Source organism: Cupriavidus basilensis (assembly GCF_000832305.1).
Taxonomy (GTDB): Bacteria; Pseudomonadota; Gammaproteobacteria; order Burkholderiales; family Burkholderiaceae; genus Cupriavidus; species Cupriavidus basilensis_F.
Window position 1 is genome coordinate 1106891 of the sequence record NZ_CP010536.1, and the last position, 14900, is coordinate 1121790.

The 14900-nt window shown below is 66.3% G+C and carries 12 protein-coding genes and 1 tRNA gene; 5 read left to right on the forward strand and 8 right to left on the reverse strand.

Features of this window, described 5'->3' with window-relative positions; all coding sequences use genetic code 11:
- The first annotated feature begins 24 nt into the window (after positions 1 to 24).
- Both RR42_RS05010 and RR42_RS05015 read left to right on the forward strand, forming a co-directional pair.
- The gene (locus tag RR42_RS05010) at positions 25 to 429 is read left to right on the forward strand and encodes a hypothetical protein (RefSeq protein WP_236701979.1); all 405 of its coding nucleotides are present in this window, start codon (positions 25 to 27) and stop codon (positions 427 to 429) included.
- A 70-nt stretch (positions 430 to 499) separates the two neighbouring features.
- The gene (locus RR42_RS05015) at positions 500 to 1066 is read left to right on the forward strand and encodes a DUF1415 domain-containing protein (RefSeq protein ID WP_043344620.1); all 567 of its coding nucleotides are present in this window, start codon (positions 500 to 502) and stop codon (positions 1064 to 1066) included.
- Positions 1067 to 1139: 73 nt separating this feature from the next.
- Here RR42_RS05015 and RR42_RS05020 read toward each other — a convergent pair whose 3' ends face one another.
- Together RR42_RS05020 and RR42_RS05025 are read right to left on the reverse strand one after the other, a co-directional pair.
- Positions 1140 to 2027, reverse strand: coding sequence for a class I SAM-dependent methyltransferase (locus tag RR42_RS05020; protein WP_052494454.1), 888 nt, complete (start codon positions 2025 to 2027; stop codon positions 1140 to 1142).
- A gap of 174 nt (positions 2028 to 2201) precedes the next feature.
- Positions 2202 to 3155 carry a bestrophin family protein gene (locus tag RR42_RS05025; RefSeq protein WP_043344621.1) on the reverse strand — a complete coding sequence of 318 codons (954 nt, stop codon included), beginning with the start codon at positions 3153 to 3155 and terminating at the stop codon, positions 2202 to 2204.
- Between the two features lie 302 nt (positions 3156 to 3457).
- On the opposite strand from RR42_RS05025, the gene RR42_RS05030 reads away from it, so the two are divergent.
- The 3 genes from RR42_RS05030 (at position 3458) to RR42_RS05040 (ending at position 8376) form a co-directional block, all read left to right on the forward strand.
- A complete protein-coding gene (locus RR42_RS05030; protein ID WP_236701980.1) occupies positions 3458 to 5149 on the forward strand; it encodes a DUF342 domain-containing protein in 1692 nt (563 codons plus the stop codon).
- Positions 5150 to 5439: 290 nt separating this feature from the next.
- Entirely contained in the window at positions 5440 to 5949 is a 510-nt protein-coding gene (locus RR42_RS05035; protein WP_236701981.1) for a DNA-binding response regulator, read from the forward strand.
- 402 nt (positions 5950 to 6351) lie between these two features.
- Positions 6352 to 8376, forward strand: coding sequence for a gamma-glutamyltransferase family protein (locus RR42_RS05040; protein ID WP_052494455.1), 2025 nt, complete (start codon positions 6352 to 6354; stop codon positions 8374 to 8376).
- Positions 8377 to 8624: 248 nt separating this feature from the next.
- Here the strand turns inward: RR42_RS05040 and RR42_RS05045 are convergent, their stop codons facing one another.
- From RR42_RS05045 to RR42_RS05070, 6 genes are all read right to left on the reverse strand, one after another.
- On the reverse strand, positions 8625 to 9188 hold the full coding sequence (locus RR42_RS05045) for a hypothetical protein (RefSeq protein WP_043344623.1): 564 nt from the start codon (positions 9186 to 9188) through the stop codon (positions 8625 to 8627).
- 495 nt (positions 9189 to 9683) lie between these two features.
- Positions 9684 to 10553 carry a hypothetical protein gene (locus tag RR42_RS05050; RefSeq protein WP_052494456.1) on the reverse strand — a complete coding sequence of 290 codons (870 nt, stop codon included), beginning with the start codon at positions 10551 to 10553 and terminating at the stop codon, positions 9684 to 9686.
- A 317-nt stretch (positions 10554 to 10870) separates the two neighbouring features.
- Positions 10871 to 12550, reverse strand: a complete 1680-nt coding sequence (locus RR42_RS05055) for an ABC-F family ATP-binding cassette domain-containing protein (protein WP_043344624.1) — start codon at positions 12548 to 12550, stop codon at positions 10871 to 10873.
- 246 nt (positions 12551 to 12796) lie between these two features.
- A complete protein-coding gene (locus RR42_RS05060) occupies positions 12797 to 13042 on the reverse strand; it encodes a hypothetical protein (protein WP_043344625.1) in 246 nt (81 codons plus the stop codon).
- Between the two features lie 170 nt (positions 13043 to 13212).
- A tRNA-Thr gene (locus RR42_RS05065) sits at positions 13213 to 13288 on the reverse strand.
- 102 nt (positions 13289 to 13390) lie between these two features.
- Complete coding sequence (locus tag RR42_RS05070) at positions 13391 to 14839, reverse strand: amino acid permease (protein ID WP_052494457.1); 1449 nt, start codon at positions 14837 to 14839, stop codon at positions 13391 to 13393.
- Positions 14840 to 14900 lie beyond the last annotated feature (61 nt).

A 14900-nucleotide genomic window follows, 5' to 3' on the forward strand; every position in this document is an offset into this window, starting at 1 on the left:
TGCCACGGGTCTCCCGCGCCTCCCATGTCCATGACCATGCCCATGCGGTCCCGCTTGTCGTTGCCTCTTCCCGCCGCGCGGGCCTTCGTGCTGGTCTTGCTGGGCTTGCTAGGTCTTGTCGCCGGCGTGCACCCGGCGCTCGCGCAGGAAACCGCGCAGGGATTGCAGGAAAAGGCAATGAAAGGCGATTTCCTGTCCCAGCGCAACCTCTCGTATTGCCTGCAGTCCGGGTGCCTCGGGCTGGAGCGTGACCGCGTCAAGGCCTGCATGTGGCGCAAGGTGATCGTGCTGTCCGGCGAGCGCCATGTCACTGACCTGGACACCGCCAACCTGGAGTACGTCTGCGCAAAGCTGAGCACGACCGAGCGCGATGCGGCCATGCGCCAGGCGGACGCGCTGGCCAGGCAGATCTACGGGCCGCGGCGCTGAGCGCCTTTGGCCTGCCTGGGCGGGAGGCTAAAATAGCGGTTTAGCGCCGTTCCCTGCGTCACTCATTGCCATGCCCATCGCTTCGCCATCCAGCCAATTCATCGTAGACGCCACCCAGCAATGGCTGGAACGCGCGGTGATCGGCCTTAACCTGTGCCCCTTCGCCAAGGCCGTGCACGTGAAGCGGCAGATCCGCTACACGGTGAGCGATGCCACCGATACCGAGGGCGTGCTCGCCGATCTCGAAACCGAGTTGCGCACGCTCGCCGATGCCGACCCTGCCGAGATCGACACGACCCTGCTGATCGTGCCACAGTCGCTGGCCGAGTTTCTCGACTACAACGATTTCCTCTATTTCGCCGAGCGCTTGCTCAAGAGCCTGCGCCTGGCGGGCATCCTGCAGATCGCCAGCTTCCATCCGCACTACGCGTTCGGCGGCAGCGAGCCGGACGACATCGAGAATTACACCAACCGCGCGCCTTACCCCATCCTGCACCTGCTGCGCGAGGACAGCATCGCGCGAGCCGTGGCGGCGTTTCCCGATGCGTCGGATATCTACGAGCGCAACCAGGAAACCATGCGCCGGCTCGGCCACGACGGCTGGCGCAAGCTGATGACCGAGGGCAGCGGAACATAAAAAAACGCGCCGTCAAAGCGGCGCGTTTCAGCTTGCGGACAGCAGCGCGCCATTGGCCTGGCGCGAGTCAGCCTCAGCCGGCAGCTGCCGGCTCCTGCGTATAGAAGCGCGCTTCCATCTCTTCCAGTCCCAGCGTGCGCAGCACTTCGTTCAGCCGCTCGGCCGGGCGGCGGCGCGGCAGGTCCTTGTACTGCGCGATGATGAGCTCGTTCTTCATCGAGTGCTCCCAGCCCACCAGCTCGGTCACGCTCACCTGGTAGCCATGCGCCTCGAGCTGCAGGCAACGCAGTACGTTGGTCACCTGGCTGCCGAACTCGCGCGTATGCAGCGGGTGGCGCCAGATTTCGGTCAGCGGATTGCCGGCCAGCAGCTTGCCCTTGTTCTTGCGCAGCACGCCGGCCACCTCGGCCTGGCAGCACGGCACCACCACGATGTATTTGGCGTGCTTTTCCAGCGCGAAACGGATCGCATCGTCCGTGGCTGTGTTGCAGGCGTGCAGCGCGGTGACGATGTCGATGGTGGGCGGAAGCTGGTCGGACGTGATCGAATCGGCTACCGACAGGTTCAGGAACGACATGCCCTTGAAGCCCAGCCGGCTGGCGAGTTCCTGCGAGCTGCGCACCAGCTCTTCGCGCGTCTCGATGCCGTAGATGTGCGACTGGTCAAGCTGCGCCTTGAAGAACAGGTCATACAGGATGAAGCCGAGGTAGGACTTGCCGGCGCCGTGGTCGACCAGCGTCACGTCCGGGTGATCCTGCTTGAGGTCCTGCAGCAGCGGCTCGATGAACTGGAACAGGTGGTAGACCTGCTTGAGCTTGCGGCGGCTGTCCTGGTTCATCTTGCCGTCGCGCGTGAGGATATGCAGCGCCTTGAGCAGCTCGATGGACTGGCCGGGACGGATTTCGTGGGGGCTGGGCGCCGGTGCGGCGGGCGTCTTGGACGCCGGGGACTTCTGGGCCATCTGGGATGTCTGGAACCTGGGGAAAAGCGGTGAGGCGTGCGCCAAAGCCGGACGACGCTGCGCCGGTACAGCGGCAGTTTACCGAAAGTCGCGCTTGCCCGGGGCGAGTGGCGCAACCGGCGCATGCCGGCGCCGCCTTGCCGGGCCCCCTGAACAGGCCCCCTGAACAGGTCTCTACAGCAGGCAGTAATCCACGGGTACGAGCGGCGGCGGCAGTGCGGTCTCGCCTAGCGCTTCCTTCATGCCGATCTCGATGGTGCGGCAGAGCGCATCGAGCGGCAGGTCGTTGGCGCTGGTGCCGAACGGTTCTTCCAGCTCATCGCCCAGCGCATCCAGGCCGAAGAAGGTGTAGGCCACGATGGCCACCACCACGGGCGTGACGAAGCCGATGGTATCCACCAGCCCGAACGGCAGCAGGAAACAGTACAGGTAGGCGGTACGGTGCAGCAGCAGCGTGTACGAGAACGGGATGGGCGTGTTGTGGATGCGGTCGCACGCCACCGCCGTGGCCATCATGGCCGACAAGGTGTCGTCGATGCCGGCGGCGAGGCAGGGCTCGACGCGGTGCTGCCGCACGCACTGGCCCAGGTCTTGGCCCATGCGCATCATCAGCAAGGCGGGCGCATTGGTGCAGCGCTGCAGGTCGGCTAGCTCCGCCGGGCGCAGCCAGCCCGGGTCCACGTCGGTGGCGGCACTGGCGCCGCGCAAACGGTTGCGCAGCGCATAAGCGTAGGCAATGGTGCGGGAGATCATGCGCACGCGCGCGTCGCTCAGGCCCGCTGGCTTATGGCCGGCGCTGTCCGGCACGTTGTCCGCGATCAGGCTGAGGCATTGCCGTGCCAGGTTCTGGCTGCGCACCACCAGCTCTCCCCACAGCTTGCGCCCTTCCCAGAAGCGATCGTAGGCGGCGGTATTGCGAAAGCCCAGGAAGATGGCCAGCGGCAGGCCGATCAGCGTGAAGGGGATGGCCGTGAGCGTGACCTTGTGCTGGAAGAACGCGCCGTGGCTGATCGTGACGGCAACCGCTACCAGCAAGTTCACCAGCAGCACGCGCCAGATGCGCGACAGGATCGAGCCTCGCAGGACCAGGAACAACCTCAGTCCCGATGGGCGGTCTCGCACAATCATCTGTGATCCCCTGGCATTGCGGCACGGCGTTCCGTCGATGGGCAGAAGTGTACATTTTTCGCCTCGGGCGGTGGGGTGCGGGCTGCGCCGCGGCTCAAGTTTTCGGCGAAACGGCCGATGGTGTTGTGTGCGTCGGAAGGGACCAAGATCCCGCGGCGCATCAATGACATCCCCGGCTTCAAAGGCCTGCCTGCCTGGCAGGCCACGGGCACCGGGCGGCCGCGCCATGGCGCAGCGGCGGCACGGCACTGCCGAGGCCGGGATTGCGGACGACCCCGAGGACGGGGCGGAGCCGTCCGGACATGATCCATCAATGGAACTACCGAATGGAAAACCGGGGACAAGACACAGAGGCCGGCGGCTTACGGCTTAGCCTGGACGACAGCACGCGGCAGCTGCGCGCGGCGTATGCCGCCATGCCGGGCCGCATGGCGCCGGACCGCGCCGCGCTGCAAGAGGCGCTGGCCAGGGGCGGCTGGGCGCAGGCGAAACTGGACACCGCCGCAATCGGCACCTTTCTCGCGCAATGCCAGCGCGCCACCGAGGGGACGCCCGTGGAGGCGCTGATCGGCGAGCTGACCGACGGATACTTCGATCTCAGCGTCAGCAGCGACAACCTGAGCGTGCGGCTCAACCTGCTGCCGCCGCAAGGCGGGCGCGAGGTGTCACGCGACGAGATCCGTGCCGCGCTGGCCGAGCGCGGCATCAAAGCCGAGCCGGACAGCGCGGCCCTGCGTGGCGCGGTCGAGGCGGGCCATTGCGACGGGCTCGAGATTGCCACGGGACGTGCACCGCTGCCCGGCATGCCGGCGCGCTTCGAGAGCCTGCTGGCCCCCCCAAAGCCGCTGGTGGCCGAGGACGAAAGCGGCCGCATCGACCTGCGCGACCTGGGCACGCTGTTGCTGGTGAATCCCGGCGCGCCGCTGATGCGTCGCATCCCGGCCCGCCAGGGCAGCGATGGCATCGATGTCTTCGGCAAGGTCGTGCCCGCCGTGCCGGCTGCCGATCCGCCATTCGCGGACGGCCTGACCGGCGTGGCGCAGGATCCCGCTGATCCGGAGGTACTGGTGGCGGCGATCTCCGGCTCGCCGTCCTTGTCGGCACAGGGCGCATCGGTGAGCCCGGTGGTCGATGTGGAGGCGGTAGACATGCATTCAGGCAACGTCACCTTCGACGGCACGCTGCGCGTCAACGGGGATATCAGGACCGGCATGACCGTGCGCGTGACCGGCGACGTGATCGTCACCGGCACCATCGAGGCTGCCCATGTGGAGGCGGGCGGCAACGTGGTGGTGAAGGGCGGCATCATCGGCAAGGCCGAGGGCACGCATCAAGGCGCGCATCAAGGCACACAACAGGGCGCCGAGGGCGTCGCGCTGGCGCGGGTGACCTGCAAGGGTTCGCTGCATGCGCGCTTCATCGAAAGCGCCGTGGTCGAGGCCGGCACCGAGGTCAAGGTGGAAAGCGGCATCCGCCAGAGCGACGTCTGCGCCGGGCGCAGCATCATTGCGGGCAGTCCCAAGGGTGGCCAAGGCAACATCACCGGCGGGCGCTGCCGTGCGCAACTGGCGGTGCGCACCGCCACCCTTGGCGCCTCCGCGGGCACCGCCACCATCGTGCAGGTAGGTACCAATCCCTACGCCGAAGCCGAGAAGGCCGAGCTCGAGGCCCAGCGCCGCCAGCTGGAGGCGGAGCAGGCCAAGGTGCAGCAACTGGTCAGCTTCTTCGCCAAGCATCCCGAGAAAGCGGTGGGCGACATGCGCGAGAAGGCGCGCGCCACGCTGTTCAAGCTCACCCGCGACTCGATTGCGCTCGACGCCAGGCTGGCCAAGCTTGCCGAGCAGCTGCGGCCGTCTCCCGAGGCGGTGATCGAGGTGAGCCGGCGCATCCACGGGGGGTGCAGCCTGCACATCGGGCAGAAGTCGATGAAGATTATGGAGGACAAGCCGGGCGGCCACGTCCGGCTGGTGGAGGACCGCATCGCGCTGGTCTGAGTCCCCACGCTTGCCGTCGCATGCCGGCCGCCGCGCTTTTGCGCGGCGGTTTTGCTTGTGCCGCGCGGAACAACATGCGGAACACGTTACGTGACGCGTAACATGCCCCGGCCCCGCCCGGGCCGCGCCGCCCGCGTCCCGCGCAGGCGGCAATCCCTTGCGCCGTAAGGCCGAGCGGCCTGCCCCGCTGTGCGCGCGAGCCCGCGTTTGCGGCTGGCACGTGCCTTGCACCGTGCCCTGTCAGGCGTCCCCGCTGGCGCCGTTCCAGAAAAAAAGCAAAAGGAGGAATCATGGACATGGCACTCACCAGCCGGGCAGGCGTAGACAGCATCACCTCGCGAGGCGTCGCGCCGGGCGTGTCATCGGCCATGTCGGCGCGGCAGATTGCCAGGCTGCCGCTGGCGTCGCATGGCGCGGCGCCGCTCAGGGCTGTGGTGATCGACGAATGCGCGCTGCTGCGCCTCGGCCTGGCCCGCATGCTGGAGAGCATGCCCGGCGTGGAGCAGGTGGATGGCGTGGATCCCGATGATCTCTCGATGCACGGGACGACGATTCGCGAGGCCGGCTTGCTGGTGTTTGGCATGCCGCAGGACGTGACCAGCGGCTGGCGCCTGCTGCGCAAGCTGCGGAGCATGCTGCCCGCCCAGCGGGTGCTGCTGCTGTCGGACAATATGTGGCTGCACATGCCGCCGCCGGAGATGGGCTACGGCATCTGCTGTTGCCTGCCCAAGACAGCAGCCCTTGTTACCCTGGAAGCCGCCATCAGCAGCATGCTTGAGGCCGAAGTGCTGGCCGCCTGAGCCGCGCTTCAATCCGTAACGGCCGCATCGGCCACGGCGGCTATTTTCTCCCGGGCCAGGGGAGCCAGGGGATTTCCGGATCGGCATGGTTGCGCGCACGCCAGGCCGCGAACAAGGAAAACCCGTTCGCCTCGACGGGCAGCGCAAAGGCGGCCATGCCACCGACAGCTACATGCGCATCTTGCAGCACTCTCAAGTATGAACCGCGTTCACATGTCTGTAAATACAGACATGTAGCTATTCAGAATCGCAAATGGCAGGTCTATGTTGATCCTTCGTCACAACCGCTCCCCCATCAGCAGCGGTTGCGGCGATCGACGAGGGAAGCGTCGATTTTCTGAAACCTCAACATAAGACAGGAAGAACATGCCACAAACTGCTCACGAAGCGGTAACTCCGCCTATGGATCCGGCCGGCACCCGCTTCACGCCGACCCGGCTCAGCGCCATCGCGCTCGCCTCCCTGGCGCTGACCCTGGGTGCCTGCGGCGGCGACGATCCCGTTGCCACCACCCCGGCTTCGACTACCCCGACGGTGGTTGCGGGCTGCGAACTGAACGGCACCACCGGTGGCGAAGCCGTGGTGCTGCCGGGCGACCCTAATGCGCCGGAGATCGCCACCGGCTATGCGCCCAAGAGTACGGTCTACGCCAAGACCTATATGGCGGTGACCAACAACCCGGTCTCGACCAAGGCCGCCTGCGACGTGCTGAAGAACGGCGGCACGGCGGTGGACGCCGCGGTAGCGGCGCAGATGGTGCTGAACCTGGTCGAGCCACAATCCTCCGGCATCGGCGGCGGCTCCTTCATCATGTACTACGACGCGGCCACCAGGCAGGTCACCGCCTACGACGGGCGCGAGATGGCGCCGGCCGCCGCCGACGGCAACTATATCCAATGGAAGTCCGCCGCCGACCAGACTACGCCGGCACCTAACGCGACGCACAGCGGGCGCTCCATCGGCACGCCCGGCACGTTGCGCGTGCTGGAGCTGGCGCACGGCGAGCACGGCAAGCTGGCCTGGAAGGACTTGTTCTCTCCCGCCATCAAGCTGGCGACCGATGGTTTCGCGATTCCGCCCCGCATGGCTGCCGCGATCGCCTCGGCGCTCAGCAATCCGGTGACGGCCCCCAGCATCAAGCGCGACGCCGAGATGGCCGGATATTTCCTCAATGCCGACGGCACCCCGCGCGCGGTCAACACCATCATCAAGAACCCGGCGCTGGCCAATGTGTTCACCTCGGTCGCCAGCGGCGGCGCGGATGCGTTCTACAAGAACGGCCCGATTGCCCGGGCTATCGTCGCCAAGATCCAGAATACTTATGGCGGCACCGCCACGCCGGGACTGACCACGCTGGCCGACCTGGAGAGCTACGTCGCCAAGAAGCGCACGGCGGTTTGCACGACTTATCGCGAGTACGAGATCTGCGGCATGCCGCCGCCGTCCTCAGGCGGCATCGCGGTGGCGCAGATCATGGGTATCGTCGAGAACTACGAGATGTCGCGCTATGCGCCGTCGAACATGGACAAGAACGGCGGCCGCCCGAACGTGCTCGGCGTCCACCTGATGGCCGAGGCAGGCAACCTGGCGTATGCCGATCGCAACAAGTATGTGGCGGATACCGACTTCATCGGCCTGCCGGGCGGCAGCTGGGAAAGCATGCTGAACAAGCCTTACCTGCGCAAGCGGGCGGACCTGATCAGCACGGTGGGCTCCATGACGCTGCCGGTCGCCGCGGGCGACCTCGGCGCCGTGCCGCTGGCCCCGTCGGTCATCAACGAGCACGGCACCACGCACCTGTCGCTGACCGACAAGTATGGCAACGTCGTCTCGATGACCACCACCATCGAGGCGGGCCTCGGCTCGTATCACTTCACCAACGGCTTCCTGCTCAACAACCAGCTGACCGACTTCAATGCGGCACCCGCCGATGCCGGTGGCGTGCCGATCGCCAACCGCGTGCAGCCGGGCAAGCGCCCGCGCAGCTCGATGGCGCCCACGCTGGTGTTCAAGCGCAATGCCGACGGCTCGCGCGGCGACTTCTACATGACCACCGGTTCGCCGGGCGGCGCCAGCATCATCCAGTACGTAGCCAAGACCCTGGTGGGCGTGCTGGACTGGAAGATGGACGCGCAGCAGGCCGTGTCGATGATCGACTTCGGTGGCTCAAACAGCGCCACCAGCGGCATGATGGTCGGCGGCGAGCATCCCAACGTGGATGCCACCAAGCCGGCCGGCGGCCTGGCCGGCGACAACGATCCCCTGGTCAAGGGCCTGCGCGGGCTCGGTCACGTGGTCAACGTGACGGCCCAGTCGAGCGGCTTGAGCGCCATCATCCGTACCACTGTGGGCGGGTCGACGGCGCTGGTCGGCGGGGCCGATCCGCGTCGTGAAGGCGTGGTGCTGGGCGATACGTTCAAGCCATAAGCGGGAACGGAAGTGTTTGCGGAAATTTCTCCACATGCATTGGGAAGTGGCTGGTAGGTTGATGCGGCTGCGCTCGCTACAGTAGCCACTTACCGCTCTCTCCCCGGGAGTGGTTTTCCCGAGAGGGCCTAATCCCTTGGCCCTCCTTCCGTGGCGCTGCATGCTCTCGCATGCGGCGCCTTTTTTTCTCGCCTTCCCTCTTACCTTCCCCCGCACCTTCCCCTGCACCTTCCCACCACGGAATTCGCCTACCAGACCCGGATCTTGAGCTGCAGCGAGATGCAGCCATCCACCTTGCCCCGCATCGTCGGCACGTAGATCAGGTTCGCACCCACGCGCCCATACTCGATGCTGATGACGGGCGCCGCCATCGGCGACCAGCCGCCGTTATTGACATCCGGATACCCGCGCACCGCGCCCGCCGTGGCGCCGATCCGCACCGGGCCAAGATGCAGAGGCTGCCAGGTGACGCTCGCGTAGGTGGAGTGATGGCGCATGCTGTTGCGGTACTCGCCGGCCGACAAGGTGACATCCTCGGTGATGCGGACATCGGCGCCGATGCCCCAGTTGGCCGCGTTGTAGTGCGCCGTGTGATTGAAGTGGTAAGAAAAAAATCCGGCGTTCAGCCAGACCTGGGGGCTGAAGGCGGGCGCCGGCATAGCCTGCGCCGGATCTGCCGGGGTGTCGGGCGGCGTGCTGTCATCCGCGCGGGCGGTGACGGCCCACAAGGATGCGCCTAGCGCAAACACCATCAGGAGCTTGCGCGGAAAAAGGCGATACCTCGCCGCGCCAGGAACTGGATAAGCATCCATGGCCGCTTCCTTGTCGATTGTCTTGGCTGGGAGCTGGCTGGACGCGACGCGAATCGGCGTGCGGGCGCAGCCATCCTGCGCGAGTCCGGCGTGGCGCCGGCGGCCCTAGGTGGCGGCGATGTGCATGATGTTCCCCGGTTGCGTGGCAAGTGCGAACGCGTACCGCGTGCTGCGCGGCCGCTTCGTCATCGGTCCCGGCAGCCAATTGGAGCGGCGGGCCGGTCTTGTATTTGTCGTGTTACCAGTCTGGTGCTTCGGCGCGGCGGATTCAATCAATCGAATGCCGTAAGCCTATGGAGGGGATTGGAGGGCAAGCGGATGTCAACGTCCCGCTAAAACGGGACGTTCCGCGAGCTTGCGCCGGCAAGGCAGGAGGAGGGGTGATATGCCGCTGGCGGCTGCCAGGCGGCAGCGCCAGGGCATGGCGCAGTCAGTCAAACATGCGTTTGACGATGCGGGCAGGCGAGTGCCGCGGCAGTGGCCGCGGCGCTTGGGTCATACGGCAGACGCGCTGGCGGAACCAGCCTGGCTGTGCGTCATCGCGCGCCAGGCCAGGTGCGCGGTGCCGGCGGGCGGCTCCGCGCGCATGGCTTGCGCGCGCACGTCCGGAAAATCCGATGCGTCGAGCCAGACCGACAGGAAGGCGCCCATCGCATCGAGCAGCGTGTCCGAGTTGATGCCGGTCGGCCCGCCCACCTTCGGGCAGATGACCAGGTGGGTGCCCTCGTGCGAGTACACGCGCAGCGTCTTGACCAGGTCCGCCGGCTGCAGGTGATGCTCCGAGCAGGGCACGCCCTGGAAGCCGAACGCCAGCAGGAACTCCTCTTCTTCGGCCTGCCCTGTGCAGAGAATCACCTTGGGACGCATGCGCCGGCGCTGCTCCGCGATAAAGCGGAAGCGCCCACCCTGGCGGCAGAATTCCACATAGCGCCAGTTCGGGCTGAGGCACGGGTTGCGGCGAAAGGTCTCGATCTGCGACAGGTCCATCTGCTGCGGCTTGGGCAGAGGGTAGAGATTGATCTTGAACTCCCAGCCGAGCGGCGCGTAGAGGTACTGGTCGAAGTAGCCGCGCCAGTCCAGCCCCGGCATGGTTTCACGCAGCGTTGCCGTGCGCGTCGCGGCCATGATGCGGGCGAGGCGCTGGTGCGTTTGCCAGCGCGGCATGTCATGCCGGTGGCGCTCGCGAAATGCGCTGTCCCAGGCGGGCGGCTCATGCACGGGCGCCAGCGAGGCACCCGGCGAAGACGCAAGCAGGTGCGGCTCCTTATCGCATATCCAGACAGCCGCGCCGATGTTTCCCCCCTCCATGCCGGCGTACGAAGAGAAATACGCGTCCAACTCCTCGCTGCTGAAAACTGATGTCATTTGCTCTCTCATTCGTCGTGGCCCGTCGCGCGTGAATGACAAGGACTAGCGCAATCGCCGTGCCATCTGGCTGATGGCACTTGCCGACGCGGCGTGGCGGCGGCGCGAGGCCGATGCGATCAGGCTGGAAGCCGCGCCAGATAAGGGATTGCGGGCGACTTGCCTGGAGCTGGGAAGGGGGTGGGTACCGCGCGCCGCCGCGCAGGGGATGGCGCGGCGGTGTTACGCGTTACGTAACGTGGGCGGTGTGGGGGAACGCGGAGGGTATCTAGCCTGCTGCACGAACTGCGGGACGGGCGCCCGCGCCAGCAGGTATCTCAGGCGACGACCTTCTGCTCTGCGGCAGCCTGCTCGCGCATGCGGCGGGCTTCGTCGATCAGGAACTGCTGGTAATCGTCCAGATCGCCGTCGAAGGGCTCGACGCCGCCCTTGGTGACCAGCCAGAACTCGTCGCATACGGCGCGCAGCAGGGCCCGGTCGTGACTGACCAGCATCACCGTGCCTTCGAATTCGTTGAGCGCCACAGCTAGCGCTTCGCGCGTGGCCAGGTCGAGGTGGTTGGTCGGCTCGTCGAGCAGCAGCAGGTTGGGGCGCTGCCACACGATCATGCACAACACGAGCCGTGCCTTTTCGCCGCCGCTCATCGTGCCAACCGCCTGATGGACCATGTCGCCGCTGAAGCTGAAGGTGCCGAGGAAGGTGCGAAGGGATTGTTCGGTGCCGCTCTGGCCGGGGGCGCGCATGTGCGCCGGCGTGTCCTTGGCCAGGCGGATCATGTGTTCCATCGGCGTGTCGAGCGGGCGCAGCACGTCGAGCTCCTGCTGTGCGAAGTAGCCGATGTTCAGGCCTTTGCCTTCGCTGATTTCGCCGGATATCGGCGCCAACGCGTGCGCCACCGTCTTCACCAGCGTCGACTTGCCTTGGCCGTTGGCACCGAGAATGCCGATGCGCTGCCCGGCCAGCACGGAGCGGTTGATGCCCCGCACGATGACCGTGGGCGGCGTGCCCGGCAGTGCGCCGGCCGGCGGCGGGTAGCCGAAGCTCGCGTCCAGCATCGACAAAAGCGGGTTCGGGACGTTGAGTGGCTCCTTGAACTCGAAGTTGAACTCTGCCTCGGCAAGCACCGGTGCGATCTTCTCCATGCGTTCGAGCGCCTTGACCCGGCTCTGCGCCTGCTTCGCCTTCGAGGCCTTGGCCTTGAAACGGTCGATGAAGCTCTGCAGGTGGGCGATCTTGTCCGCCTGCTTGGCCATCGCGGCCTGCTGCAACACGAGCTGCTCAGCGCGCATCTCTTCGAACTTGCTGTAGTTGCCGCCATAACGCACGAGCTTGGCGTTGTCGACGTGCACCGTCACCTGCGTCACCGCGTCGAGGAATTCGCGGTCGTGGCTGATCACTACCAGGGTTCCTGGATAGCGCTTGAGCCACGCTTCCAGCCAGACTAGCGCGTCGAGGTCCAGGTGATTGGTCGGCTCGTCGAGCAGCAGCAGGTCGGACGGGCACATGAGCGCGCGCGCCAGCTGCAGTCGCATGCGCCAGCCGCCGGAGAAACTGTTGACCGGCTGACCAAGCTGCGCAGCACTGAAGCCAAGGCCCAGGATCAGCGCTTGGGCACGTGCGGGGGCATCGTGTGCGCCGGCGTCGTGCAGGGCCATGTAGGCGTGCGCCATGCGCATGCCGTCGTCGCTGGCCTCGGCGGCGGCCACTTCGTCCTGCGCGGCCAGCAGCACGGTGTCACCCTCGACGACGAAGTCGGTCGCGCTCTGCTCGGTCTCCGGCATATCCTGCGCGACCTGGCCCATCTTCCATGCGGCGGGAATCGAGAACTCGCCGCTGTCTTCGTGCAGCGTGCCGTTGAGAAGGGCGAAAAATGACGACTTGCCGGCGCCATTGCGGCCGACAAGCCCGATCTTTTCGCCGGGGTTGAAAGTGACGGACGCGCGGTCGAGCACGACGTTGACGCCGCGGCGCAGCGTGACATTACGGACGGAAATCATAAGGAGCCACTTCGGAGAGGATTGGCATGATAGCCGACCGGACGTGCGGGGCCGTGGCTTTTCTGTGCCGCGTGCGCCTTGCGGCGCCCACCGGCCACAAGACAAGGCAGGCCCTGGCGGGGCGCACCGGGCGTACCGGCTGCGGGGCCAGCGAACGCGAAGGCATTGGCGAGGCTCATGGCGACAGAATGGAGGGGGTGCCAATGGTGCGCGCAGCCATTGCCGTCGCCCTGCGCGGCTCTCTGCTTAATCGCCGAGGGCAGGGATGCTCCCCTCCTTCACCAGAATGCGAGGAGAGCCCATCTCACCGGTCTCCTCGTCCACCAGTACCTCGTAGGCCGCGACGCCGGCGAAGCTCGAGGCCATGCCGTTCGCGATACGGATAGCGCCGACTTCGCTGGACGCCTGGCGGATCTCGCCGGGCAGGAGTGTGTCGCCCTTGCCTTTGCGGTAGGGTACGACGATGTACTTGATGGAGCGAGTATCGGGCATGGCGGCAATTCCGGGCGGGTGGGTGCTGGGGCATGCAGCACGTAGACTGTATGGATATACAGTGTCGCCGGAGATTGCGGGATTCGCAACCGCTACTTGAGAGCGATGACGCCAAGATGACGCCAGAAAAGAAAAAAGCCCTTGAAGTTCAAGGGCTTAGATCTAATTAATGGTGCCGAAGAGAGGAATCGAACCCCCGACCTTCTCATTACGAATGAGCTGCTCTACCGACTGAGCTACTTCGGCCCACCATCCGTCAACAACTGGATGAAGCCCGCAATCATAGCAGCGTTTTTTTTTGCTGTGAAGCCCCGGCGAAAGAATTCTGCCGGGAGTCCCCGTGGTTATTCAGGCGGCGTCGTTGGCGGGCAGTGGCGCGGGTGCCGCGCGATGGCGGAACCGGAGCAGGTAGGCCACGCTGAGCGCCGCCAGGAAGGGGATGCCGGTGATCAGCGTCATGCGGAAGGCGTCGGTGAGCAGGGTGGTCAGCATGATGGCCAGCATCATGCCGGCGCCTAGCAGCGTGAGCAGGGGGAAGCCGCGCATGCGGAAGGCCAGCGGGCGGTTGCCGGCGGCGGCCCATTGGCGGCGGAAACGGTAGTGGGTGACGAAGATCATGAACCAGGTGAAGAGGGCGCCGAACATGGAGATGGCCATCATCAGCAGGAAGGCGTTGCCCGGGTAGAAGACGTTGAGGCCGGTGGCCAGCGCAATGCCGATGCTGGAGAGCAGCAGCGCGCGCACGGGGATGCCGCGCTTGCTGACTTCGCCGAAGCTGCGCGGCGCCTGCCCGGCGCGCGCCAGGCTGAACATGGTGCGGGTGGTGATGTAGAGCTGGCTGTTCATGGCGGACAGCGCGGCGATCAGCACGACGAAGTTGATGATGGCGGCGGCGCCCGGCACATGGATGGCTTCCATCACCTGGACGAAGGGGCTTTTCTGCGCGCCGGCCTGGTTCCAGGGGACGATGGCGAGCATCAGCGCGAGCGTGAGCAGATAGAACAGGCCGAGCCGGATCATGGTGGAGCGGAAGGCTTGCAGCACGGCGCGCTCGGGGTCCTGGGCTTCGCCGGCGGCGACCGCGATCATCTCGATGCTGAGGTAGCTGAAGATCGAGACGATCACGGCTACCCACATGCCCCACAAACCGTTTGGCAGGAAGCCGCCGTGCGCCGTGTAATGGTGGAAGCCGGCGCCGGCCGCGCCGCTGCCAGTGCTGCCGGGCGCGCCGAAGACGATGTAGGCGGCCACCAGGATAAAGGCGACGATGGCGACGATCTTGACCATCGAGAACAGGTACTCGACGGCGCCGAAGATGCCTACGCCGACCAGGTTGATCAGGATCAGCGCGGCGGAGAACGAGACGATCCAGAACCAGGCGGGCACCTGCGGGAACCAGTACCCCATGTAGAGCGCCACGGCGGTGACTTCGGTGCCGACCGCGAGCACGATGGAGGCCCAGTAGGCGTAGCGCACCAGGAAGCCGGCGAGCGGGCTGACATAGTGCTCGGCATAGGCGCCGAAGGAGCCGGAGGTGGGGTGGGCTACCGTCATCTCGGCCAGGCAACCCATCAGCAGCAGCGTGACCAGCGCGCCGATGGCATAGCTGAGCAGCACGCCGGGGCCGGCGAAGCCGATGGCAAAGCCGCTGCCCATGAACAGGCCGGTGCCGATGGCGCCGCCAATGGCGATCATGGCGAGCTGAGCGGGTTTGAGGCTGCGGTGCAGGCCTTGCTCGCGCTGGACGATTTGCTGGAAGCCTGCGCTTGCGTGGCGTTGCCCGTTTCCTTGTTCCATGTCTCCTCCTTGGTTTGCCCGCCGCCCGTGCCGTGTCGGGCATGAGCGGCGTCATTTGTGG

Bases quoted from the DNA above. Each gene is read 5' to 3' on its own strand.
- RR42_RS05010 (WP_236701979.1), top strand. From the start codon at position 25: ATGTCCATGACCATGCCCATGCGGTCCCGCTTGTCGTTGCCTCTTCCC.
- RR42_RS05015 (WP_043344620.1), top strand. From the start codon at position 500: ATGCCCATCGCTTCGCCATCCAGCCAATTCATCGTAGACGCCACCCAG.
- RR42_RS05040 (WP_052494455.1), top strand. From the start codon at position 6,352: ATGGATCCGGCCGGCACCCGCTTCACGCCGACCCGGCTCAGCGCCATC.
- RR42_RS05025 (WP_043344621.1), bottom strand. From the start codon at position 3,155: ATGATTGTGCGAGACCGCCCATCGGGACTGAGGTTGTTCCTGGTCCTG.
- RR42_RS05045 (WP_043344623.1), bottom strand. From the start codon at position 9,188: ATGGATGCTTATCCAGTTCCTGGCGCGGCGAGGTATCGCCTTTTTCCG.
- RR42_RS05050 (WP_052494456.1), bottom strand. From the start codon at position 10,553: ATGACATCAGTTTTCAGCAGCGAGGAGTTGGACGCGTATTTCTCTTCG.
- RR42_RS05070 (WP_052494457.1), bottom strand. From the start codon at position 14,839: ATGGAACAAGGAAACGGGCAACGCCACGCAAGCGCAGGCTTCCAGCAA.
- RR42_RS05055 (WP_043344624.1), bottom strand. From the start codon at position 12,550: ATGATTTCCGTCCGTAATGTCACGCTGCGCCGCGGCGTCAACGTCGTG.
- RR42_RS05030 (WP_236701980.1), top strand. From the start codon at position 3,458: ATGATCCATCAATGGAACTACCGAATGGAAAACCGGGGACAAGACACA.
- RR42_RS05020 (WP_052494454.1), bottom strand. From the start codon at position 2,027: ATGGCCCAGAAGTCCCCGGCGTCCAAGACGCCCGCCGCACCGGCGCCC.
- RR42_RS05035 (WP_236701981.1), top strand. From the start codon at position 5,440: ATGGACATGGCACTCACCAGCCGGGCAGGCGTAGACAGCATCACCTCG.
- RR42_RS05060 (WP_043344625.1), bottom strand. From the start codon at position 13,042: ATGCCCGATACTCGCTCCATCAAGTACATCGTCGTACCCTACCGCAAA.